This is a genomic window from Paenibacillus sp. Y930 (genome assembly GCF_056786375.1).
Window position 1 is genome coordinate 542,462 of sequence record NZ_JBXCIX010000002.1, and the last position, 26,101, is coordinate 568,562.

Below are 26,101 nucleotides of genomic sequence, written 5' to 3' on the forward strand. Positions count from 1 at the left end.
TCCTAGTGGTTTCGCTCATGGTCATTCCATGCGTAATAGTACAACAATTGAATATATTCTAAGTACTTGACACTTAACAATAGGATTAAATTTAGGAGGATAATGATGAAAGAAAAGTCTGAATTTTGGTACAATAAGCCGGCAGTTAACTGGAATGAGGCGTTGCCTATTGGTAACGGATTTATGGGAGCGATGGTATTTGGCGATCCCATTGAGGAAAGAATTGCTTTGAATGAAGATAGTGTTTGGTATGGGGGGCCACGTGATCGTAATAATCCTGATGCATTGGTCCATCTTCAGACTATTCGCGAGGCAATCCGAGCAGGAGAATTAAACCGAGCGGAAGATTTATCATTGTTAGCATTGTCTGGATTACCAGAAGCGCAACGTCATTACATGCCGCTTGGTGATTTGAACATCCAATTTTTTTCGCCTGCCACAAGTCATGAAGTAGAAGTTAGCAATGAGAAAACGTTGGAATCGAGTGAAATTGAACATTATTTACGAGACTTGGATATGTCAAACGGGATGGTTACCAGCAGCTATAAACAATATGGGATCTCTTATCGCAGAGAAAGTTTTGCCAGTTATCATCATAATGTTATGGCTTTCCATTTTACAGCTGATCGACCGAATGCGCATCATTTTCGGGTTAGATTAACGCGTGGCAGTAATCGTTACTATGAAGTCGTCTCAAAAGCGAACGCATGTACTCTAATGATGAAGGGCGAATGTGGAGGGGCTGAAGGTTCAAGTTTTCGTACTGGAGTAACCTTAATAGCCGATGGTGGAGAGGTACAAATTATTGGTGAGCATCTCATTGTCAAAAATGCGAATCGTGTGTTGCTTCTACTTGCAGCAGCAACTTCATTCCGACATGACAACCCTGAACAGTATGTATTGCAACAATTGGAAAAAGCTGCGCGTATAAGTTATGTGCAGTTAAGGCAGCAACATGTTGAAGATTTCAATTCATTGTTTAGCCGCGTCGAATTCAAGTTAAAAGCAACGGAAGATGTAAGTGCTGTGCCTATGAATGAGCGCTTGGAGAGAATAAAGGATGGCAAAGAGGATTTGCAATTAATCGAAGTATTGTATCAATACGGTCGATATTTATTGCTGTCATCTAGCCGTCCAGGCTCGTTGCCGGCAAATTTACAGGGAATTTGGAATGAACATATGCTACCGCCGTGGGATAGCAAATATACGATTAATATCAATACACAGATGAATTATTGGCCTGCAGAGAGCTGTAATTTATCAGAATGTCATCAGCCGTTGTTCGATCTTCTGGAACGAATGCGTGTTAATGGGCGGGTGACTGCAAAGGAAATGTATGGCTGCCGTGGTTTTGTTGCACATCATAATACTGATATCTGGGCAGATACTGCCCCACAGGACAGATATGTACCTGCTACGTATTGGCCGATGGGAGCAGCATGGCTTAGCTTGCATATGTGGGAGCATTTTTTGTTTACTCAAAATCAAGACTTTTTAAGACAAACGGCGTATCCGATCTTAACGGAGGCTGCACAATTCTTTCTTGATTTTCTCATTGAAACTAAAGATGGTTTATTAGTAACTAGCCCTTCTGTATCACCTGAAAACACCTATATTTTACCTAATGGTGAAATAGGGACGATCAGTGAAGGACCAGCAATGGATAGTCAAATCTTGCGGGAGTTATTTGCTGCATGCATTCAGGCGTCCGAGCTACTTCAATGTGATGCATCGTTACGTAAGCAATGGCAGCAAGTATACTCACGTTTACCACAAGATGAAATTGGAAGCGAGGGGCAATTGCTTGAATGGTTGGAGGAATATGTGGAAGAAGAGCCCGGTCACCGTCATATCTCTCATTTATTTGCTTTGCATCCAGGAAGTCAAATTTCAGTACATAAAACACCAGACTTGGCGGCGGCTTCTAAAATAACATTAGAGAAGCGGCTTGCAAATGGTGGAGGGCATACGGGGTGGAGTAGAGCATGGATTATTAACTTCTGGGCAAGGCTTGAGGAAGCAGAACTGGCTTATGATAATATTGTTGCGCTACTTTCGCACTCGATGCTTCCTAATTTACTGGATAATCATCCTCCTTTTCAGATTGATGGAAATTTTGGTGCGACTGCCGCAATTGCTGAAATGGTATTGCAAAGTCATTGTGACGAGCTAAGATTGTTACCAGCTTTGCCGAGGGCTTGGAAAGAGGGATATATGAAAGGATTACGTGCACGGGGTGGCTTCACTGTGGACGTTGCTTGGAGGGATCATAGTTTGGAATACGCACGCATATGTGCGACAGAATCAACTACACAATGCCGCATCCGCACCAGTCTTCCTGTCCGTATTCAAGCACGTGAGCAAGATACGCTATTTATATATGATCAGGGCTCATGTGTAGCGGAATGGCAGGCAATGAAAGGAATTGTATATACAGTATTACCGGTATAAAAGAACGCTAACAGTAACTCTTATCTTTCCCATGTCCAGAACCAAGGTATAATGGTCGAATGAAGGGAATTAGATACTATTAATGATGAATTAGTTTCTATAATTTAATATAAGTAAAAAGAACAATAATCGATAATAAAGTAAAGAGTTGTGTATTGATTCCACTATATATTTATCGAGATAATGAAATGATAGCTATGTGAATGGGAGGAATCTTTTTGCGCATAATGCAGATGAAACGGGTCAATTTAATGGTTTTGACCCTATTATTAATATTGATGTTAATAGCGTGTGAGAACGAGAGTAATACGCTCAATAATAACAATGAATCCGTAGAACAAAACGATTATAGCAATGTTTACGATGAGATTGGACTTAGCAAATATGATCCGCCAATAAAGCTATCATTCGTCCGTGAACAAAGTGACGCTTTGGAAGATTTAATAAATTTATTACCTGACGAAACATTAGAAGATAATAGATGGAGCCGAATCTATGAGCAAGTATTAGGCATTTCAATCAATTACGATTGGACAGCAAAGGGGGAACTGTATAAGCAAAAACTTAGTTTCTCCGTTTCTTCAGGTCAAATTCCAGATATTATTAAAGTTAGTGCTGAGCAACTCAGAATATTGAGCAATGAGGGCTTAATTCAGGATTTGACGGATGTTTACAACAATTATGCGACACCGTTGACTAAAAATATATTAGAACAAGAAGGAAAATCAATTTTTGATGCTGCTACAATTGATGGAAAATTAATGGCTATACCGGACACTAATGCCTCTATTGAAGGGGCGATGTATATTTGGTTAAGAACGGATTGGATGGAGCAACTCCGCTTAAATCCACCGCAAACGATCACTGATGTATTGGAAATTTCGAGAGCGTTTACAGTAATGGATCCAGATCAAAATGGTCAAGACGACACATTTGGCTTAGCCATTACGAATTATTTATGGGATGCTATTATGAGTATTAAAGGTTTCATGGCAGGTTATGAAGCATATCCTGAACTTTGGGTAGTTGATGATTCCGATAATCTTGTATTTGGTGGGATCCAGCCAGAAGTGAAAGAATCACTTTTGGCATTACAGCAAATGTATAAAAGAGGTGAACTCGATCCCGAGTTTTCATTCAAAAATGGTGAAAAAGTGAAGCAACAGATTGCGGATGGAAAAGTAGGGATGATGTATGGTGAGCAATGGGGATCGTTTGTAGTGCAAAACAGTCAAGAACTTGATAGTGAGGCAGACTGGAAAGCATATCCTATTGTTTCACTTTCCGGTAATCTTCCAAAGGTTCCACTAAAATTAAGAACGTATCAATACTTTGCTGTACGTAAAGGCTTAGAGCAGCCAGAGGCAATTATCAAATTAATTAATTTGCATCTCGAGAAAAATTGGGGTAAGACTGCTGAATATAAAGAGTATTATAGTTCTTCGTATCCTGTGTGGCAGTTATCACCAGTAACTCCATATCCAGCTCAAAAAAACTTAGAGGCCTATCGCCAGCTAGCTGAAGCTCGTCAAACAGGGGATTGGACGGGATTGGATGCTGAAGCTCAATCCATTCAAAAGTTAATTGAGCTGTACCATGCGGGGGGAACAGATAAAGATCATGGTTGGGGATGGGACAAGACGTATGGAGTGAATGGTGCCTTTTCTATCCTTGATCAATATGAAGCTAATGATCAATTATTATATGAAGCATATACAGGTGCTCCAACTGAAACGATGATCGAGCGAATATCAATATTGCACGACCTGCAACATGAAACATATATCAATATCATCTTAGGAAATTCTATTGATGAGTTTGATAAATTTGTAGAAACATGGCAGAAGCTAGGTGGAGCCAAAATAACAATGGAAGCTAATGATTGGTATCAACAAAACTAATGATCCAAAAGGTATATTAAAAGGCTCGGGGGTAGTACCTTGTTTAACTTTCCTGTAACATCACTACGCGGAACTATTTTTTTTCGTTCAGTATTCACGTATTTGCTAGTTATTATGCCAATTATTATACTAGGTCTTTATTTGTACAACTGGAGTTATAATAATGCGAGTGAAGAAATTTCGAGAGCGACAGTAACACAATTAAACTATTATTTAGAGGATTTAGAACGTGAAATCGAGTGGATGGAGCTACAACAGTTTGATTTAGTTGAGGATAGTGAATTAAGTAAGCTTGCTGTGACATGGGATAAGATGAATAGTGTGGAAAAAAGAGGGGGTTTGAACTACTTAATACATCGACTTACATCATTCAAAAATAGTAGTGCGTATATTAAAGATATTAACATACATATCTATAGCATCTCCAAAACAATTTCAGCGTTGAATTCTGTTATAGAACTTGATGAGCAAGTATATGCACAATTAATCGCTAATGTTTCAACAAATCGCGAACGATTATATTATTCAGATGATGCTGTTCAACTTATCGCTTCTAAATATGGAGGTGGTAAAGGAGACTTACCTAACTATGTCGTTCAAATCGAATTAGATTCAGAGAAGCTGAAAGAATCTTTACAGTTGCTTAGCATCTATGAAAACAGTGGGTCTTTTCTTATTTCCAGTTCTTCAGGATATACAGTGATGAGTAATGACGAATCTACTAATGTAGTGGAAAACTATATGAATGAAGATGAAGAATCTAGAGATTACTTAACGTTGCTATCTGTTAATCAAGAAAAGTATCATATTGATAAGGCATATTCTAATAAATTAAAGCTTATGCTAGTCACGTACTTGCCAGAGGAGACGGTAAAAAGACCTTTAAGTTTTTTTTATAAATGGGCTTGGTTATTTGCTATCGCTTCTCTTATCGCTATTGTTGTCTTTTCTTATTCTACGTATCGCTTTATTCATAAACCATTAATATTGCTAGTACAGAGCTTTAGACGGATGGAAGCAGGAGAATTGGATCGTCCGATTGTTCATGACAAAAAGGACGAATTTGGTTATTTATACACGCGCTTCAATCATATGCTTACAAAATTAACAAGTTTAATTGATCAAGATTATAAACAAAAAATGATGATGCAGAAATCTGAGCTAAAGCAGCTACAATCTCAAATTAACCCGCATTTTTTGTATAATAGCTTCTTTATTTTGAATTCCTTAGCCAAGATCGGGGATGTTGAGCGGATTGAACAATTTACAATTATGCTCGGGGAATATTTCCGATTTATTACTCGTAACGGTGAGGATCTTGTTTTACTAAAGGAAGAAATAAAGCATTCGCGTATGTATACAGATATTCAAGAGCTTCGTTTTTCGAGACGAATACGATTGGAATTTGATGATTTGCCAGAAGGTATGAATGCCATCAGAGTTCCAAGGCTTATTGTGCAGCCGATAATAGAAAATGCTTATGAGCATAGTCTTGAGAAAAAAAGCGAGGAAGGCTTACTTAAAATTACATTTGATCATCAGCTGGATGCGCTCCATATTATTGTGGAGGATAATGGTGAGCAGCTTACCGACGAACAGCTTACAGCGCTGCAGCATCGACTCCAGCATAACGATGAAGAAAATGAAATGACAGGAATTATTAACATACATCGACGGCTAATATTAACGTATGGTGAGGGCAGTGGACTTATATTAGAGCGAAGTAAACTTAAAGGATTAAAGGTCATTATATGTATTCAAATAAATAATGATATGCTGCTAAAGTGACTCGAGATATTCACTTTTTTTATGGAGATTTTGAAGGATTGGTAAAATCTATAATTTGAAGGGTAATTCATCCACAGTTTGGCAGGTTGATGCAACGATAGTGAAGCGTTACGCTTTAATAGATAAAATGTTAACTCTGCTTAAAAGGGGGCAATAAATAATATTAAATGCTAAAAAGATATATATAATAGTCGCTATTCTATTAGCTATTATTGCGACACTTTTAATCGGCTTTAATCAACTATTTTATAAGGAGCTAGACGAAATGATGAATGATGAAGTAAAGGTAGATACGTTAGAGACTGTAGAATCAGCACAACAGAAGGAAAAAATTGATGAGAGTGGAGCAATATCCAAGCCTTCCTATGCCCCTCCATCTCAAGCGGTAGGGAAAACGATATTGAACGGTAATCCGTTAGTGTCTCACAAATTCGGAGCAGATCCTTATGCTTTAGTATACGAAGATCGAGTCTATCTTTATGCGACGAATGATGTATTTCAGTACGACGAGAGTGGCAATATTAAGGATAATACTTATGCAAATATTAATAAGCTTTCGGTTATTTCATCAGATGACTTAGTCAATTGGACGGATCACGGATTTGTTGATGTAGCTGGTCCAGATGGCGCTGCAAAATGGGCAACACAATCTTGGGCGCCAGCTGCAGTCCATAAAGTGATCGATGGGAAAGATAAATTCTTTATCTACTTTGCTAATAATGCAAGTAATATTGGTGTATTGATGAGTGACAGTCCGACGGGACCTTGGGTCGATCCTATTGGTAAACCACTTCTTACTAGAGAAACTCCTGGTGTAGAGAAAGTGACGTGGCTGTTTGACCCAGCTGTGTTAGTAGACGATGACGGAAAGGGCTATATCTACTTTGGTGGCGGTATTCCAGATGGACAGGAAGCAATGCCGAACACTGCTAGAGTGATGGAACTAGGCGAAGATATGATTAGTGTGCTGGGCGAAGCTCTTCCAATTCCAGCTCCGTATATGTTCGAAAACTCAGGGATCAACAAAGTGAATAACAAATACTATTATACGTATTGTTCGAATTTCTACGATGGTGTTCGTCCTGAAGGAAGTCCGCAAGCAGGTCAAATTTCGTATATGGTTAGTGATTCTCCGATGGGACCATGGACGTATGAAGGAATAATTCTAAAAAATCCAGTACACTTCTTTGATGTAGGTGGTAATAATCATCATGCTATTTTTGAATTCCATGGAAGCTGGTATATCGCTTATCATGCACAGACGTTGTCTAAAGCAATGGGAGTAGCAAAAGGATATCGTTCAACTCATCTGAATCAGGTTGTCTTTAATGAAGATGGAACGATTCAAGAAATCATTGCTGATTATGAAGGTGTTAAGCAATTGAAAACATTTAATCCATATGTTCGAGTGGAAGCCGAGACTATTGGTTGGCAAGCAGGTATTAATACGGAGCAGATTAGTGATAACGCGCAGAAATCTTCTTCTAATAGAGTGGTAACAGATATTGATAACGGCGATTGGATAGCAGTTTCCAATGTTGATTTTGGCAACGTTGGTGCGTCTTCCTTTACAGCAGCAGTGGCTAATTTCAACGCTGCTAGTAGCATTGAAATTCGGTTAGACAGTCCAGACGGTAAATTAATAGGTGAGCTTTTCATTCCAGTAGCATCTGACCAAGATCAATACTCTGAGCTTCAAACGAGTATTGAAGGTGCAGATGGTGTTCATCATTTATTTTTAGTGTTTAGAGGAGAAACTGATAACAAGCTATTCAAGCTTGATTACTGGCAGTTTCATGAATAGTTAGGATGTTATTCCCCCATATCTAATTGATATGGGGGATTTTTATTTTGAGAGGTGGTTCAAAAAGCAGACTTTGATAACGATGATTGGTCTCGTAGCTTAGTCGACATCAAATATGAAGCAAGCTTGGGAAGTGTGCAATTTTTTTGATAGTAAGCAATTCTTTACTTGTTTTTTCTTGGGCCTTAAGAGGGACTGTTTTCATTGCTTAAAACCTATAGTTTAGCAGGTATTCAACTGAATATAGGCAGGTTGTTGAGCTATCTATGAAAGCGCTACAATTCTTATGTAGTTAACTCTTAAGGGGGAAAAAAAATGCTAAAGAAACAAAGGTTGTTAATAATGTTGTGCCTTGTTTTTGTTTTAGTCATCTCTGCGTGTAGTGGAAATTCGGGAAATAATGTTGTTCCTGAACAATCAAGTGATCCAGTAGTTACAGATGATGTACCAATTGAAGAGGTTGAAGTAGTTAATGAGAACCCAAATGCAACACCTGAAATGGATTTTGATCTTGGTGGGAAAACTGTCAAGTTTGTAGCTTGGTTCGGACTTGAAATACAACAAGATGGCCCTGACAATATCCAGCGCCAGAAAAATCTAGATGCATTGATGGAAAAACATAATTTCAAAGTTGAATATGTTAGTTTGACTTATGACGAGTATGTTGAAAAAGTATCCGCTTCGTTACTAGCAAACGATCCGGTCGGAGATATTCTCTTGATTAGGAAACCTTGGGCAATTCCTAGTATGGTACAGCAAGACTTCTTCTGGCCGCTTGATGAATATACAAAGAACGATAAATCATTCAGTCCAAGTGGTAAAGCATTCTCCGAATACGATGGAAAAACATACGGTTTTTCTATTTATGATGGGGAAAATGGCGCGAACGGTATCATTTACAACAAAACTTTGATGAACGAACTGGGCTTGAAGCCTTTACAGGAGTACGTTAATGAAGACAATTGGAACTGGGATACTTTCACTCAAGTTGCTAAAGAAGGAAACCGAGATACAAATAACGACGGAGAAATAGACGTTTGGGGTCTTGCAAATGTATCCATTGATGCGGCAATGGCTTCTAATGGTGCTGACTACACTAATGGAGATCAACAAGCTTTAGATGATCCTAAAACGCTTGAAGTGTTTAATCATATAAGCACGTTTGCAACAGAGAAGCTTGTAAGACCGACAGAAGGTGGAGATTGGACGGAGCCTACTCAATTCTTCCGTCAAGGTAACACATTACTAGTTAATGGTGCAATGTATGATGTTGCTGGATATCGTACGGATATGCCTGACTCTGAAATAGGCTTTGTTCCCTACCCTAAATCTCCAAGTGCAACTGAATATACAAGTGTTACTACTGCACCTACCTTTTACGTGATTCCGAAAGCGGTTGAAAATCCAGAGCAAATGGTGTATATCATGGAAAAAATCCAGGAGTACGATTCCGTTAGTGAGTATTCAGCTCAAGCTTATTATGAATCAATTTTTGACAATGAGGAAGATGTTGCCAATCTAAGAACGGCGAATAAGAAAACACATGTACTAGACAGAGAGACTTATCCTAATTTCCCGTATTGGAATATTATTGGTGACTTGAATAATGGGGTTTCTGTTTCAACGGTTGTTGAGACATACAAAGCACAAGTTCAAGCTGCTGTGGATGAAGTATGGAAAACTAATTAATCTAAAGTAAAAGTAACTTAAATAAAACGCAACATTCCTCATTAGGTAGTTGATTTTCGTCTCATGAGGAATGTTGCTATAAGTACTGAAATTCAAAAAAACGCATCAGGAGGGGAGAAACGTTGAACACAAGAAAGAAAAAGAAAGTAATTGTTCTAATGGTTCTTACCGCACTTCTATTATCACTATGGACTTTCTTACCTTCAGATTCCACCTCTCAAAAGCAGGTACATGCTTTAGGTGGTTTTGATGCTGTTACAGGCTTATCAGAAGAGGAAGACTATGCTACATATTTGAACCGTCATTCGACAGTGGATAAACCTAATGAGACGATTCGAATCGAGGGGGAAAACTTTTTCGAAACTCTCGGAGACGGGTTCGAGATCATTAACCGGTTTGAAGGATTAGATGGGCAAGCAGTAGTAACACCTGAAGAAGGCACCATCAGTTGGGATGTATCTATAGAACACCCAGGATTATACAATATTAAAATTCATTATTTTCCGCTAGAAGGAAAAAGTTCTTCTATTGAAAGAGAGTTTGCTATTAATGGTGAGGTACCCTTTAAAGGGGCAGAAATATTGTTGTTTGACCGGATTTGGGCAAACCGTTATGAAGAAATTCGAAGAGATGATAGAGATAACGATTTACGACCTAGACAGGTAGAGAAACCTGAATGGCAAATCGGCGATTTCAAGGACAGGAATGGTTATTTTGAAGAGTCATATTCCTTTTTCCTGAATAAAGGTATTCAATCGCTTTCATTGAGATCGTTACGTGAGCCAATGGCTATCGATTATATTGAACTGTATCAGAATAAGGCTCTGAAAAGTTATGAAGAACTGGAGAATGAGTACGAGGCCAAGGGCATTAAGGTTGCCCAGGATCAATATATGCTTATCCAAGCTGAGGACGCCATTATTAAGTCTTCTCCTACTTTATTTCCAATATCAGACAGATCAAGTCCTACGGTTATTCCGTATGATGTTTCAAAGCTCCGCATTAACACAATTGGCGGATTGAATTGGAAACTACCTGGTCAGTGGGTTGAGTGGGAGATTGACGTTGAAGAGGATGGTTTGTATCAAATAGCATTAAAGCGAAAGCAGAACGAGCTTCGTGGTGTCTATGCTACACGGAGTCTGATGATTGACGGGGAATACCCATTTGAGGAAATGAAGCGGATTCGCTTTAATTATGGGAGAGATTGGAATATGGATGTATTAGGTGAAGATGAGCAGCCTTATCTGTTCCATCTAACCAAAGGTACCCATCGTATTCGAATGACAGTTTCACTTGGAGATATCGCTCCATTGCTTCAAACGATTGAGTCAAGTGTACTGGAGCTCAATGAGATGTATCGAAAGGTTCTAATGATTACTTCAAATACGCCAGATCCATTTCGAGATTATCAATTGGAGAAGCGTATTCCAGATATGACAGAAGTTTTCGCTGAACAGGCTGAAATTATTCAAAGTGTAGCGGACTACCTAGAAGAAGCTACGGGAGAGCGAAGCGATAAGGTTGCTGTTCTCCACTCTATGGTCCGGCAACTAGAGGAAATGGTCAAATATCCGGAGAAGGTTGCCAAGCAATTGAAGTCCTACAAGATTAATGTCGGAGGTCTAGGGACGTGGATTTTGACCGTCCGTGAACAGCCATTATCGCTTGATTATCTTATCGTGTCTTCGCCAGAACAGCAATTACCAAGAGCTGACGCTACAATATTTGAAGTGGTTGGACATGAGATAGGCGCTTATGTTTCTTCTTATACAGAAGATTATGACAGCATAGGTAACACGGGAGAAAATGATAAATCGATAACTGTCTGGATTACGACAGGACGCGATCAGGCGCAAGTATTGAAAAGCTTGATTGATGATTCCTTTACACCAGAGACGGATATATCAGTAAGGCTTCGTCTTGTACCTGGAAACATTTTACTGCCAGCTACCCTTGCTGGTGAAGGTCCTGATGTTGCGATGCAGCTTGGCGAGGATATTCCGGTTAACTATGCAATGAGAGACGCTGCGGCGGATTTGACGAAATTTGACGATTTTGATGAGGTTGCAACTAGATTCCGTGACAGCGGCATAGAACCATATAAATACAACGGAGGCGTATTTGCCTTACCGGAGCAACAAACCTTTCCAATGCTGTTCTACCGCAAAGACATTCTTGATGAATTGGGATTGACACCGCCGAAAACTTGGCAAGATATTTATAATATGATCTCAGTGCTCCAGAAGCATAACATGGAGTTTTATTTGCCACTTGAAGCTACCAATGCGAGTATGGTTCCGAATGCGACATTCTCTATGCTGCTTTATCAGAACGGTGGTCAATTTTACAGAGATAATGATACGAAAAGTTCGTTAGATTCCGAGATTTCTATGGAAGCATTCAAAAAATGGTCGCAGTTTTATACCAGTTATAAGTTTCCATTAATAGCAGACTTCCCGAATCGATTCAGAACAGGTGAAATGCCGGTAGGTATTGCAGACTATACAACGTATAACATGCTGACGGTCATGGCTCCTGAGATCAAAGGTTTATGGGAATTCACCCTTGTGCCAGGAACGGAACTTGCGGATGGTACGGTCAATCATGAAGTAGCCAGCCACACAACCGCAGTCCTAATGCTCGAAAATTCGAAAAATAAAGAGATTTCTTGGGAGTTTATGAAATGGTGGACGGACAAGGAAACTCAGGTCGCTTACGGTCGTGAAATGGAAGGGCTTATGGGCGAGGCCGCTCGTTATCCAACGGCCAACATTGAGGCTCTTGAAGAATTACCATGGCCAATAGAGGATTATAACAATCTGGAAAGCCAGTGGAAATGGGTAAAAGGTATCCCGCAAGTTCCTGGTGGATACTTTACTGGAAGACACTTAGACAATGCTTTCAGAAAAGTTGTAAACGCTAGTGAGAATCCTCGTGAAGCGTTATCTGATTATATTTTGTATATTAACGACGAAATTGAAATAAAACGGAAAGAATTTAACTTACCGTATTAGTCAGGGGTGGAAGCTGATGCAAACAGAGAAAACCGCTCAGGTCGCAAAGGAATTCATTCGTCCGCAGAAGATATCTAAGTGGGCACATATTGCCAGCGAGTTGAAACGTAACAAGCATTATTATATTCTAATTAGTCCATATATGACGATTTTCTTTTTGTTCACTGTCATTCCGGTCGTTTTCTCATTGGTATTAAGTTTATTCTATTTTAATATGCTGGAATTTCCGCGATTTGTAGGATGGCAAAACTATTCAAGACTGTTTCTTAATGATGACGTATTTATGATTGCTTTGAAGAATACGCTTCTGTTCGCGGTCGTTACTGGCCCTATTAGCTATGTTGCCTGCTTTTTGTTTGCTTGGATAATCAATGAGCTATCGCCTAAAGTGCGTGCATTTATGACGTTAGTTTTTTATGCACCGTCGATTTCTGGCAATGTGTTTTTCATATGGCTAATCGTATTTTCGGGCGATAGCTATGGTTATTTGAACGGATTTTTGATGAAAACAGGGATTACATTGGAACCTATTCAATGGCTTCTTGATGAGAAATATATTTTGCCGATTGTTATGCTTGTTCAACTTTGGCTTAGTTTAGGTACGAGTTTCCTTGCCTTTATTGCTGGTTTGCAAACGATCGATAGAACTTTAATTGAGGCAGGGTCTGTCGATGGAATTAGAAATCGTTGGCAGGAACTATGGTTTATTACATTACCTTCGATGAGACCGCAGCTTATGTTCGGAGCGGTCATGCAGATTACAGGATCGTTTGCAGTTGCCGAAATTTCAATCGCACTTGCAGGCTTTCCGAGCGTCAACTATGCGGCTCATACCGTCGTAACGCATTTGATGGACTTTGGTAGTATTCGATTTGAGATGGGTTACGCGTCCGCAATTGCAACAGTTCTCTTCGGCATTATGCTTGGAACTAATATGCTGACACAAAAAATGCTGAGAAAGATAGGTGAGTAACGTTGGTCATGAAAATGATGGCGGTTTTTCGAACGCCTAAAAAGCTTAATCGTTCTTTTACTGTTAGCTTTTTGCTGTTTGTGTTGCTTGCCTTTTTTGGGGCATTCATGGCTTTGCCGCTAGTTTATGCGGTGAATAATGCATTCAAACCGCTTGATGAATTATTTATATTCCCACCGCGGTTCTTTGTGAAAAATCCGACATTCGAAAACTTCTTAGATTTAATATCTTTAATGGGGAATTCTTGGGTACCGCTATCTCGATATATCGCTAATACGTTGCTGATCACGATTGTGGGCACAGTCGGTCATATTCTGCTTGCATCCGCAGCAGCTTATCCGCTTGCGAAATATCGCTTCCTTGGTTCAAAGACACTCTTCTCCATCGTTGTGCTGGCACTGATGTTTTCGCCACATGTAACAGCTACACCGAACTATTTGATCATGTCTTGGCTAGGATGGGTCAATACACATGCATCCATTATTATACCGGCATTAGCATTCCCGCTTGGATTGTTCCTAATGAAGCAATTCATGGAGCAAATTCCTGATGCCTTGATAGAAGCTGCCAAAATTGATGGTGCTAATGAATACAGGATTTATTGGACTATCGTTATGCCCAACGTAAAGCCTGCATGGTTAACTCTGATGATTTTACAATTTCCTATGTTATGGGGAAGTGACGGGGGTAACTTTATCTACAGTGAGAACCTTAAAACGCTTAATTTCGCCTTGGGACAAATTACTGCTGGAGGGATTGCCAGAGCCGGGGTTGGGGCGGCAGTCGCACTACTTTTGATGATTGTTCCAATATCACTATTTATTATTTCTCAGAGTAGCGTCATCGAGACAATGGCTACTTCCGGGATGAAGGATTAGAAGGGGGCTGTGCACGATGTTGACTAGAAACCCCAAAATAAGAAAGGGTCTCTTCATGGCACTTTGTTGTCTTATTGGCATAAGTGTGTGGGGAAGTCCAGTCCAGGCTAATGGCAACGCAGATTCCTACAACTATTCTTATTGGGGAAGAACGGTTGCTTCGCCTGCCGCCTATACGGCGACCGGTTCGGTTAATGGGTTGGATATTGGAATAGGGATATTGAAAGAACCTAGTGATATTCAAGTCACATCTGATAACTTTATTTATATACTGGATTCTGGAAATAATAGAGTAGTCATTTTAGATCAAAACTATAAATTGTTCAATGTTATTGACTCATTTGACAATGAAGGAACGATCGAAACATTACTCAACCCACAAGGGCTGTTTGTAACGCAAGATAAAAAATTGTTAATTGCTGATACTGGAAATAAACGTATAGTAGAGCTTGATAAGGACAATAACCTTATAAAAATTATTGAAGCACCACAATCCGAATTGCTTAATTCAACGTTTGATTTCCAACCAGTTCGGGTTGTAGCCGATAAAGCTCAGCGGATATATGTTATGTCAATAGGGGTTTTTGATGGTTTGATGGAATTTAGTGCTGCAGGGGAATTCAATACATTTACGGGAGCAAACCGAGTAAATGTAGATCCTCTTGAGTATTTTTGGAAAACAATTTCTACGCAAGAGCAACAAAGTAAAATGATCATGTTTACGCCTACAGAATTTACAAATTTGGACATAAATGAAGAGGATTTTCTTTATGTTACAAATGGTGATGAGTGGGGTGAGAACATTAAACTGCTCAACGCTCAAGGTAGCGATATAATGCGTAGAAATGGATATTTCACACCACAGGGCGACATTCGCTACTATTCAGATGAAGGCCCATCCCGACTAGTAGATATCGATGTGACTGATAGCGAAATATTTTCCGTGCTTGATGCAAAAAGAGGAAGAATCTTTACATACAATGGGGATGGACATTTGTTGTATGTATTCGGTGGTCTCGGAAATAAATTAGGAGAATTTAAGACACCAACAGCAATTACTAGAATGGGAAATGATTTTCTAGTTCTAGATAAGGCGCTTGGTGAGATCACAGTTTTCCAAACAACGGAATACGGTCGGATGCTTAATGAAGCCGTTAGAAGTTATTATCGAGGAGATGAAGGAAAGGCATTTGATTATTATCAAGAAACGATAAATATGAACTCCAATCTAGAGTTTGCTTATGGTGGAATCGGTAAGGCACTTCTTCGTCAAGGAGATTACAAAGAGGCAATGTTTTACTTTAAAAAGAGCATGGATCAGAAAAATTATTCCAAAGCCTACTTACTCTATCGTAAGGAAGTGCTTCGGGAATACTTCTCGATCATTATGACGGGCATATTAATATTGGCGGTTGGAATTTCAATTGCAATAAGATACCGGAAGTTAGCACGGAGAAAGAGGGGGATTTTCCATTGAATAGAGATCTTGTGAAATATCCTTTTTATCTCATCTTTCATCCCTTTGATGGCTATTGGGATTTGAAATACGAACGCAATCAGAAGCAGAGCTTGATCGTTGCCATTGCTATTCTATTTATGCTTGCTTTAACAAACATTTTGTCCAGTCAGTACAGCGGTTTTGTCGTTCATATTGTAGATCCAAAATCAATGAATAGCTTTATGGAGATTATATACGTCATAGTGCCGGTCTTGTTCTTTTGCATAGCAAACTGGTCACTTACAACATTGTTGGACGGAGAAGGAAAATTTGTTGAAATATTTACTTCAACATGCTTTGCACTTATTCCATTGGTCCTTATTAATTTTCCTTGGATTTGGCTTAGCAACGTCATCTCGATGGAAGAATCGGTATTTTATTATTTTTCGAGCAGTCTAGCATTAATCTGGTTTGTGTTTATGCTGTTCATTGGAAACATGACGGTACATCAATTTACACCGTCCAAATCAATTTTAACTATTCTTCTAACTATTGTCGCGATGGGATTTATGGCGTTTCTCAGTTTATTATTCTTTAGTTTAATCCAACAGATCATCTCTTTCATTTCCGTTATTTATCAAGAACTGGCATTGAGGAACTGAGGAAGGAGGGCACAAATGATACAGACTAGAAATATTTTAATGATAGTACTTGTTATAAGCGCAATTTTCATTGCAGGTTGTTCAAATTCAACGGATGAGCCTCAATTGGATAGCGCTGCGCTTACAGAGGAATTCATAAAGGGAGAATCGTTAAAGGCCTCCTTTACGGATTCAAGAGTTGAGGGAATGAAGGGGATTGCCGAGAATGATAACTTACAAATGTTGGTGATGGAGCAGACTGGAGAAATTGCCATTATCGATAAAAGTAGTGGTGAGATTTGGTATAGTAATCCTCCTGAAAGTGAGTCAGATGCCGTTGCTTTGGGGATAAATAAGCAATTGTTATCATCACAAATGAAACTTGATTACTACAATATGTCTGGTCAGATCAATTCAATCAACTCCAATACAGATAGTGCAGCCTATAATCAGATTAGGTTTGAACCGATCTCCAATGGTGTCAAAGTGACCTATCGATTTGGTAAGTATGAAAAAACATTGAATGATTTGCCAATGCTCATCAGCATAAGCCGCTTCGAACAATTAGCAAGTAAATTAGACGAAACGGGGAAAGCTGCTTTACAAACTGCATATACCGAGGATGTAGAAAAATCAGTATATGTGAGAAGTAACGATAAAGTACTTCAAGGAATTCGACTTAAGCGTGCGCTTCAAGCTTTCGACGATGCAGGCTATACGGAAGAAGATTTTTTGCAGGATATTGAAGAACATCAGTTGGATCAATCTATTTCTGAACCAAGAGTATTTCAGGCGGCTATTGAATATACGCTAGACGCTAATAGTCTCGTTGCAAAAATTCCTAGCTCAAGCATTCAATATCCAGAGGACTATCCTGTTAGCCAAATTTCCATAATGAACTATTTTGGAGCAGGAGGAGTAGACGAAGAAGGTTCTTTATTTGTCCCTGATGGTTCTGGAGCACTCATTCACTTCAACAATGGAAAAACCCAGTATACAGCATACCAGCAGCAAGTATACGGGGCAGATATGACACTGGAATCTTATGTGTCGACCGTGAATGAACAATCAGTTAGGCTACCTGTGTTCGGCATTATACGTAAAGATAGTGCGTTTTTAGGGATTATCGAGGAAGGTGCTGCGGCTGCCTCTATTCAAGCCGATATTAGCGGTAAATTAAATAGCTACAACTATGTACACCCTATATTCACTGTGCTTAATAATGGTGAAGTTACCTTGAATGCGGATGGAAAACAGCGTTCACTGCCAAGGTTTCAAGAAAATAAGATGGAGTCTGATTTTTCAATTCGTTATGCTTTTTTAGGCGGAGAAGAGGCGTCCTATGAGGGGATGGCTCAATACTACCAAAAGTATTTGTTGGAAACGAACGGACTTCCTCAGCTTGCAGCAAATAACAAGCCAGAGGATTCACCATTCTTCTTGCAAGTGATCGGAAGTATAAATAAAGAAAAGCAATTTGCAGGAATACCTTATGAATCACTAGAACCGCTTACGACATTTGAACAAACAAAAGATATTATTACTGGGATGAAACAGCGTGATATTAACCATATCAAGCTTCAGTACTCTGGTTGGTTCAATGATGGACTGAATCACAGTATTCCGAATAATATTTCGATTGATAAAGTAGTAGGCGGTAAAAAAGATTTCCGTGATTTCGCAGCGTTCGTCCAAGAGCAAGAGATATCTTTTTATCCTGATGTTGCCTTACTGACAGCATACACAGATGATGGGTTTAGTACATCTAAGGATGCAGCAAGAACGATAAGAGGGGTTCCATCTAAAACATATACTTATGATATGGCACTAAATGGTCGCGATAGATCGAGTACTCCTTCTTATGTTATTTCGCCACGACTTGTCAATAAATATGTCAATGGCATGTTAAACGATCTGCAAAAGCTTCCAATTCAAAGCATATCATTACGGGACTTGGCTGATCAATTGAACAGTGATTATCGTAAAAACAAGCAAATTGATCGGACAGAATCTGAGGAAATATCTATTAATGCGTTGAATCAGATCGGTGAGGCGAATTTAAGTATGATGGCTAATGGTGGGAATTCCTATGCCCTTCCTTTTGTGACCGACATAACGAATGCTCCAATGTCCAGTAGTAAATTCAAAATTACAGATGAAGAAATTCCTTTTTATCAAATGGTAGTTCGAGGGTCCATTAATTATACGGGAGCACCGTATAACCTTTCTACGTTTACGAGTATGGAGCAATATATATTGAAATGTCTGGAATATGGATCTGGGGTCTACTTTGAGTGGATTTATGAACCGAATCATACGGTGAAAGATACCGATTATAACAATCTGTATGCAGTCAATTACGAGTTATGGATGGACCAGGCATCGGAAATTTATAGTAACGTGAACGAGGTTCTACAGAATGTTCAGAATGAGCGAATCATCGCTCACGAAAAGCTGACTGAAGGCGTCTATAAAACCGAATACGAAAGTATGTACGTAATTGTGAATTATAATGATTCACAAGTGACAATTGACGGCAGGACAATTGATGCCGAGAGCTATATTACAGGTGGTGAACAATCTTGAAGAAGCTCGGCATAAAACAAAGGACTTATCTACAACAAAAGGCTTTATGGGGGATAATATTTGCTTTTCCATGGATCCTCGGCTTCATCTTTTTCTTTCTCGTTCCATTGGTGGATTCCTTGCGGTATAGTTTTAGTTCCGTAGTATCTAGTTCGGAAGGCTTAAACATCAAATTTATAGGTTTTGATAACTTTATTAATGCACTGACAGTTAATACGAGTTTTAACCGTTCATTAGTGGAAGCTATTGTGAATATGCTCGTTAACGTTCCTTTAATCGTCATATTCAGTCTTTTTGTAGCGGTACTGCTGAATCAGAAGTTTTTAGGAAGAGCTTTTGCAAGATCAATTTTTTTCTTACCTGTCATCTTGGCCTCAGGAATCATCCTTAGTCTGGAAAGCTCAAGCTTGATTCAAGCCGTTAATGATGAGAATATCGGAGCTGGTTTTGCTAGTGCGATGGGCGCTTTTGAACTAGAAAGAATGATGCTTAGAGCAGGAGTAAGTGAAATAATTGTTCAATATTTAACAGGGGCAGTTGACCGTATTTATCAGATTGTTAGCCAATCTGGGGTACAAATACTAATATTCCTTGCAGCAATCCAGACGATTCCTCCTCAGTTGTATGAGGCATCTACTATGGAGGGGGCTACTGGATATGAGTCCTTTTGGAAAATCACTTTTCCTATGGTGAGTCCACTAATTTTTGTGAATATGATCTATACAATTATTGACTCATTTTCCGTAAATGCAATGACAGATTTAATCAGGACAACGGGCTTTACCTCATTCAACTTTGGTCTCAGCTCGGCGATGGCATGGATATATTTCCTGGCGATTGCAATTATTTTATTGACCAGTTCATACATAGTATCCAAAAGGGTATTCTATTATGATTAGAAGGAGGATGAATGAGTTGAAGATTGTAGGTAAATTATTGTCACTGGAACAGTGGAAGCGTTGGATTTGGTCGTTCGTGAGACTGACACTAATTACAGGTCTATCATTCGTTATCCTGTTCCCGATCATTCAGAAGATTTCAACAGCGTTTAAAGATAAATCCGATCTTTATTCACCTGTTGTGGTGTGGATTCCAGAGACTTATACGCTAGAAAATTTTAGACTGGCAATGTCTATTATGAATTATTGGAAAACATTATTTAACACATTTGCGCTTTCAGGGGGAACGACCATTCTAGTTGCGGCATCTTGCGCATTGGCAGGCTATGCATTTGCCCGACTTAAATTTAGAGGTAGCAATTTACTTTTTGGTGGCGTCATTCTTACGATTTTAGTGCCACCTTCGACGATTTTGATTCCTCTTTATCTTAATATGAATGACTTTACACTATTGGGGCTCATTCCTTTGATTACCGGAGGGAAATCTATCAATCTATTAAATACGTATTGGCCATTTATTCTAACGTCTATTACGGCAAATTCTCTTAAAGCAGGACTATATATTTTCATTTTTAGGCAATTTTTTAGGGGAATACCGAAAGAGGTTGAGGAAGCCGCATATATGGATGGTGCAGGTGTCCCTTCAACATTCATTCGCATTATGCTACCTAACGCAATACCTTCCATTGTTACGGTTGCGCTCTTTTCATTCGTATGGCAATGGAATGATAGTTTCTTTACGACGACCTATTTAACGAACGGAAAGGTCATGTCAACGCAATTGGCTTCATTACCTTATAATGTGTCCGCTACTCTCCAAGGTGGAGTTGGGGCGACTGTAGATCCGTTTTATTTGAGCATGATTCAGGACACAGGAATATTGCTAGCAATTTTACCGTTAATAATTATTTACTTATTCGTGCAAAGATATTTTGTAGAAAGTATTGAACGTACAGGAATTGTCGGATAAATAGTAGACAAGTAGAACGCCAAGCGTGGAACGTAGTTGTTGAACTAGTTCGCGCTTGGCGTTTCTAATTTCCTATGGAGGTGCTGAAGTAGTGAATCCCAAATACAATAAAAAAATATTAGCTATTGCTGGTGTTGTTGTCATTATTGCTTTGATTATGATTATTGTTAGTATTACAAGTAATAATCAAGCAGACAATAATAATGCGATTACTGAAAAAAACGGACAATATGAGGCTGGAAATGTTGAAGATGAAGCTGCTGATGTAGTCATCGAGCCAACGATTGAGCCGGAGCCTAGCCCGACTGCTGAAGTGATCGTTAAGGAAGTCGTGGAGCCATCAGTAGAAGAAGATATTCCTTCACTATACGAAGTATATTCGGAATTTTTCCCAATTGGGGCAGCGATCGAGCCTTTTCAAACAGCGGGACTAAAGGCAGATTTACTTAAAAAGCATGTCAATTGGCTTGTAGCTGAAAATGCGATGAAGCCTGTTTCACTTCAGCCTACAGAAGGTAACTTTAATTGGACGCAAGCAGATCAACTTGTTGAATTTGCAAAAGCGAATAATATGGAAGTTCGTTTCCATACATTAGTATGGCATACTCAAGTAGGTGATTGGTTCTTTAAAGATGTAGAAGGAAACCCAATGGTGGATGAGACAGATGATGGTAAGCGTGAGGAGAACAAGAAACTGCTGCTTGAACGTCTAGACACTCATGTACGAACAATTGTTAGTCGCTACAAAGATGATATCAAATCATGGGATGTTGTGAATGAAGTTATCGAGCCAGGTGATCCAGATGGCATGCGCGCTAGTGAGTGGTACCTAATTACAGGAACAGAATTTATCGAAACTGCATTTCGTGTAGCACGAGAAGCGGGAGGTTCTGATCTTAAGCTATACATTAACGACTATGGTACAGATGATGTAGTTAAACGAGACCGTTTATACGAACTAGTCAAAGAAATGCTGGACAAAGATGTACCAATCGATGGTGTTGGTCACCAAACTCATATTAATATCGATTGGCCTCCGATTGGCTCGATTATTGAATCAATGGAAAAATTTTCTGAACTGGGTCTTGATAATCTAGTAACTGAGCTAGATATGAGCTTGTATGTATGGAATGACCGCAGTGATTTTGGTGAAGAAATTCCGGCTCATATCGTTCAAAAGCAGGCTGACCGCTACGCTGAATTGTTTGAGGCGTTTAAAGAACATAAGGATATTATTGGTGGAGTAGTATTTTGGGGAATGGCAGATGATCATACTTGGCTAAGTACATTCCCAATTACTCGTACGGAAGCCCCTTTTCTATTCGATAAGCAGTTACATGCAAAGCAAGCATTTTGGGCTGTTGTCGATCCGTCTACGAGATAATAATCAGATATAAGTTGGTATTTAAAAGCAGCATGTCAGAAGTTGACTGCTGCTTTTTCACCACTATAATTACAGTTAATCTAGAATAATTTCCGCAACACAGCAGGAGGGAAGGGTAATCTGCAAGCAATTGTCCTTCACCTTGATATCTGACATGGATTTAATATCTACCTGAGGTGCTTGACCAAATTGGTTATGGTTATTCATATCGCCTGAGATATAACGAACTTCTGCAGTAGAGAATTCCTTTCCAGCAAGCATGAATTGTGCCTGTTGTGGCTCATCTACAGATAGGTTAACAACAGTTACATGAATCTGACCATCAGCTCTCTCAGAGGCGCTAATATGCAGTGCAGGCACTGAAGCTTCCTCTGTACCAGTCAAATCTTGCTGTACGTAACTTTCAATAAGTGTAGAGTCATGATGTCCCTTAAATAGATCGAATACGTGGTAAGTAGGAGTAAGTACCATGTTCTCCCCTTCTGTCAGTATCACGGATTGAAGTACATTTACCATTTGTGCAAGGTTGGCCATATGGACCCGATCGCTGTGAGTATTGAAAATATTCAATGATAATGCAGCAACAATTGCATCACGCATCGTATTTTGCTGATAAAGGAACGAAGGATTAGTCCCAGGCTCGGCTTCATGCCAAGTTCCCCATTCGTCCATAATAATCGACACGTTGTGATTTGGATCGTATTGATCCATTACGTGCTTGTGTCTGAGAATTAGTTCATCAATATACAGTGCCCGCCTTAATGTACGGTAATAGTTCCCTTTGTCAAAACCTACTGCAGGTCCTTTATCCTCCCAAGGGTATTCTTCGGTTTCATAATATTTAGGCATGGTGTAATAGTGCAATGAAAGACCATTCATATTTTTTCCTGCAAGGCGCATCATGGTTTCTGTCCACTTATAATCATTTCCATCGGCGCCACAAGCAACTTTAAAAACCTTATTATCATCATAATTGCGGACGAATGTTTCGAAGCGTTTGTATATATCTGCATAGTATTCCGGTCGCATATTCCCACCGCATCCCCAGTTTTCGTTACCAATTCCCAAGAACTCGATTTTCCATGGTTTATCACGACCGTTTTGACGTCTCCAATTTGCCATTGGTGATTCACCGCTGAAGGTCATATATTCAATCCATTCACTTACTTCTCGAGGCGTACCAGAGCCAACATTTGCGGCGATATAAGCAGAACATCCAATTTGTTCGCAAAGATCCAGAAACTCATGAGTGCCGAAGGAGTTGTCTTCTACAACCCCGCCCCAGCCGGCATTAACGATGCGCTGCCGATCAGGCCCAACGCCGTCTTTCCAATTGTAGTATTCAGCAAAGCATCCACCGGGCCACCGTAATACCGGAACCTTTATATGTCGTAAAGCTTCAACAACATCGGAACGTATTCCACGAACATTGTCGATAGGACTATCTTCTCCAACAAAAATACTATTATAAATACCACGACCTAAATGTTCTGAAAAGTGACCATAAATATTTTTGTTGATTTTGGAATACTTTCGACCTGCATTAATAAATACTAAAGCCATGAATATCCTCTCCTATACAATAAAATATTGTGAACTGACAAAGTTTGAATGTGAATCTAGTTTATTGCTTAATATAGATAAACATTACTAATATAGCGCTTTATTGTAAGCGATTGCAATCTAAAAATGGCTCTACATCATAATTGTAAACAAATGATAAGGTAGTATAAATTGGATATGTGGATTTCGATTAATGAAGTATAAGAATGTTGAAATTGTAATAACTAGAGAATAGCGTATTGTTATTTTTTAGGTTAAAGTAAAGAAAGTTTCAGGTCATACTACAGCTCACAACAAAATTATGAACGATTACAATACTGTTGGAAGTTGATAATGACTTGTAGCATAGACGTATATTATAAGGGGGAAATAATTTTGAAACGTTCTATTTACAAGAGATCAATTACTATTTTAGCTACATTACTCTTGACTACAAGTGTTTTATCAGCATGTAATTCCAATTCACCAAAAAATCAACCTTCAGCTAGTCCGACGGTAAATAACTCAGGGAATGAGTCTACCGGAGTAGTTGCGGGAGACAACGATCCACTAGGCAAATACGATAAAGCGCTTACAATTAGATTCGCTCGCGATGTGGACAATGATATGCAGGATAATATCATTCCTAAAACACCAGGAGAGACAGTGGAAGACAATCGCTGGCTGACAGCGTACTCAGAAAAATTAGGTATTGATGTGAAATACGATTGGACGGTAAGTGGTGGAGATGCATATACTCAAAAAATGAACGTTACATTAACTTCAGGATCACTTCCTGACATGCTTCGTGTAACTGGTGCTCAGATGAAGCAATTGGCTGAAGCTGATATGATAGAGGATTTGACACCATATTGGGATCCGTATGCATCCGATCTTTTGAAGGAATATTACGACGTTCAAGGCCCTGCTGTTCTTAATGCGCCAAAAATTGATGGGAAAATGATGGGTGTCGGTATCCCAGAAGTCTACGGTGATGGTGTATATCATTGGCTTCGTACGGACTGGCTAGAAAAACTAGAAATTCCAGCCCCAAAAACGATGGATGATCTCGTTGCAATCAGCGAAGCATTCACAACTCAAGATCCAGATGGTAACAATATAGATGATACTTATGGCCTTGCTATTACAAAAGAACTTTACGGAGGTGCCATGGGGTTAGAAGGGTTCTTCGCCGGATACCACGCTTACCCTAATATGTGGATAGACGATGGTTCAGGTAATTTAGTATGGGGTAGTACACTCCCAGAAGTAAAGGAATCGTTGCAAGTACTATCTACTATGTATAAGGCTGGTCAAATTGATAAGGAATTTGGTGTAAAAGATGGCGGTAAAGTAGCGGAAACTATTGCAGCGGGTAAGGTCGGCATGGACTTCGGTGCACAATGGAACCCAATGTATCCGCTTATTAGCAACTATCAGAACGATCCAGATGCAAATTGGGAAGGATATTCTTTAGTATCAGTCGATGGGGAACCAGTTCTATCACCTCAAAATTTCGGAGCTACTGAATTCTGGGTTGTTAAAAAAGGATTTTCTAATCCAGAGGCATTAATCAAAATGTTTAATCTTCACGTAGAACTAGTTTGGGGAGAAACGGGTGATTTTGATTATTACTATATGCCAGTAGCTAATGGAGGAGTAGGTGTGTGGAAATATTCACCAGTACAACCGTACCCTCCTTACAAAAATATTACTGCGTTTAGAGATCTTGAGACAGCTCGTGCTAATAATACATTAGATCAGTTGACCGGCGAACCGTTATCTATTCATAACAACATTGTGGCATATGAAAATGGAGATTCGACTCAATGGGGTTGGCCTAAAATTTACGGCGTAGACGGCGTATTCAGACATGGGGTTAAATATATCGATAACGATCTACTGATGCTAGAGGGCTATGCTGGTCCACCTACTCTTACAATGACGGAAAAACAGTCTACATTGAAATCTCTGGAAACAGAGGTATTCGTTAAGCTAATTATGGGTGCAGTTTCAATCGATGAGTTTGACAAGTTCGTTGCTGACTGGAATAAGCTAGGCGGAGCGGATATGACTAAAGAAGTCAATGAGTGGTACGCTTCAGTAAAATAGATTAATTTTGAAAGAGAAAGGATGCTAC

The 26,101-nt window shown here is 39.3% G+C and carries 16 protein-coding genes; 15 read left to right on the forward strand and 1 reads right to left on the reverse strand.

Annotation, left to right across the window (positions count from 1 at the left end; translation table 11 throughout):
- The first annotated feature begins 102 nt into the window (after positions 1-102).
- The 14 genes from AC1TO5_RS07860 (at position 103) to AC1TO5_RS07925 (ending at position 22,419) form a co-directional block, all read left to right on the forward strand.
- Positions 103-2,451 carry a glycoside hydrolase family 95 protein gene (locus AC1TO5_RS07860; RefSeq protein WP_482062242.1) on the forward strand — a complete coding sequence of 783 codons (2,349 nt, stop codon included), beginning with the start codon at positions 103-105 and terminating at the stop codon, positions 2,449-2,451.
- A gap of 227 nt (positions 2,452-2,678) precedes the next feature.
- Positions 2,679-4,352 carry an extracellular solute-binding protein gene (locus AC1TO5_RS07865; RefSeq protein WP_482062492.1) on the forward strand — a complete coding sequence of 558 codons (1,674 nt, stop codon included), beginning with the start codon at positions 2,679-2,681 and terminating at the stop codon, positions 4,350-4,352.
- 39 nt (positions 4,353-4,391) lie between these two features.
- Positions 4,392-6,140, forward strand: a complete 1,749-nt coding sequence (locus tag AC1TO5_RS07870) for a sensor histidine kinase (RefSeq protein ID WP_482062243.1) — start codon at positions 4,392-4,394, stop codon at positions 6,138-6,140.
- Between the two features lie 265 nt (positions 6,141-6,405).
- The gene (locus tag AC1TO5_RS07875) at positions 6,406-7,944 is read left to right on the forward strand and encodes a glycoside hydrolase family 43 protein (protein ID WP_482062244.1); all 1,539 of its coding nucleotides are present in this window, start codon (positions 6,406-6,408) and stop codon (positions 7,942-7,944) included.
- A 315-nt stretch (positions 7,945-8,259) separates the two neighbouring features.
- Positions 8,260-9,633, forward strand: coding sequence for an ABC transporter substrate-binding protein (locus AC1TO5_RS07880; protein ID WP_482062245.1), 1,374 nt, complete (start codon positions 8,260-8,262; stop codon positions 9,631-9,633).
- 158 nt (positions 9,634-9,791) lie between these two features.
- Complete coding sequence (locus tag AC1TO5_RS07885; RefSeq protein WP_482062493.1) at positions 9,792-12,650, forward strand: extracellular solute-binding protein; 2,859 nt, start codon at positions 9,792-9,794, stop codon at positions 12,648-12,650.
- Positions 12,651-12,666: 16 nt separating this feature from the next.
- Positions 12,667-13,623, forward strand: a complete 957-nt coding sequence (locus tag AC1TO5_RS07890) for a carbohydrate ABC transporter permease (RefSeq protein WP_482062246.1) — start codon at positions 12,667-12,669, stop codon at positions 13,621-13,623.
- Between the two features lie 8 nt (positions 13,624-13,631).
- On the forward strand, positions 13,632-14,501 hold the full coding sequence (locus AC1TO5_RS07895; RefSeq protein ID WP_482062494.1) for a carbohydrate ABC transporter permease: 870 nt from the start codon (positions 13,632-13,634) through the stop codon (positions 14,499-14,501).
- Between the two features lie 16 nt (positions 14,502-14,517).
- Complete coding sequence (locus AC1TO5_RS07900; protein ID WP_482062247.1) at positions 14,518-15,978, forward strand: hypothetical protein; 1,461 nt, start codon at positions 14,518-14,520, stop codon at positions 15,976-15,978.
- Positions 15,975-16,601, forward strand: coding sequence for a YIP1 family protein (locus AC1TO5_RS07905; RefSeq protein ID WP_482062248.1), 627 nt, complete (start codon positions 15,975-15,977; stop codon positions 16,599-16,601). Before AC1TO5_RS07900 ends, AC1TO5_RS07905 begins: the two co-directional genes overlap by 4 nt.
- A gap of 15 nt (positions 16,602-16,616) precedes the next feature.
- The gene (locus AC1TO5_RS07910) at positions 16,617-19,166 is read left to right on the forward strand and encodes a DUF5696 domain-containing protein (RefSeq protein ID WP_482062249.1); all 2,550 of its coding nucleotides are present in this window, start codon (positions 16,617-16,619) and stop codon (positions 19,164-19,166) included.
- Positions 19,163-20,065: a carbohydrate ABC transporter permease gene (locus tag AC1TO5_RS07915; protein ID WP_482062250.1), complete on the forward strand. Its 903-nt coding sequence runs from the start codon at positions 19,163-19,165 to the stop codon at positions 20,063-20,065. The genes AC1TO5_RS07910 and AC1TO5_RS07915 overlap by 4 nt, the downstream gene beginning before the upstream one ends.
- 7 nt (positions 20,066-20,072) lie before the next feature.
- Positions 20,073-21,035: a carbohydrate ABC transporter permease gene (locus AC1TO5_RS07920; protein WP_482062251.1), complete on the forward strand. Its 963-nt coding sequence runs from the start codon at positions 20,073-20,075 to the stop codon at positions 21,033-21,035.
- 91 nt (positions 21,036-21,126) lie between these two features.
- Positions 21,127-22,419 carry an endo-1,4-beta-xylanase gene (locus AC1TO5_RS07925; RefSeq protein WP_482062252.1) on the forward strand — a complete coding sequence of 431 codons (1,293 nt, stop codon included), beginning with the start codon at positions 21,127-21,129 and terminating at the stop codon, positions 22,417-22,419.
- 75 nt (positions 22,420-22,494) lie between these two features.
- On the opposite strand, the gene AC1TO5_RS07930 is transcribed toward AC1TO5_RS07925, so the two are convergent.
- Positions 22,495-23,982: an alpha-N-arabinofuranosidase gene (locus AC1TO5_RS07930; RefSeq protein WP_482062253.1), complete on the reverse strand. Its 1,488-nt coding sequence runs from the start codon at positions 23,980-23,982 to the stop codon at positions 22,495-22,497.
- A gap of 375 nt (positions 23,983-24,357) precedes the next feature.
- On the opposite strand from AC1TO5_RS07930, the gene AC1TO5_RS07935 reads away from it, so the two are divergent.
- Positions 24,358-26,073 carry an extracellular solute-binding protein gene (locus tag AC1TO5_RS07935; RefSeq protein ID WP_482062254.1) on the forward strand — a complete coding sequence of 572 codons (1,716 nt, stop codon included), beginning with the start codon at positions 24,358-24,360 and terminating at the stop codon, positions 26,071-26,073.
- The last annotated feature ends 28 nt before the right edge of the window (positions 26,074-26,101 follow it).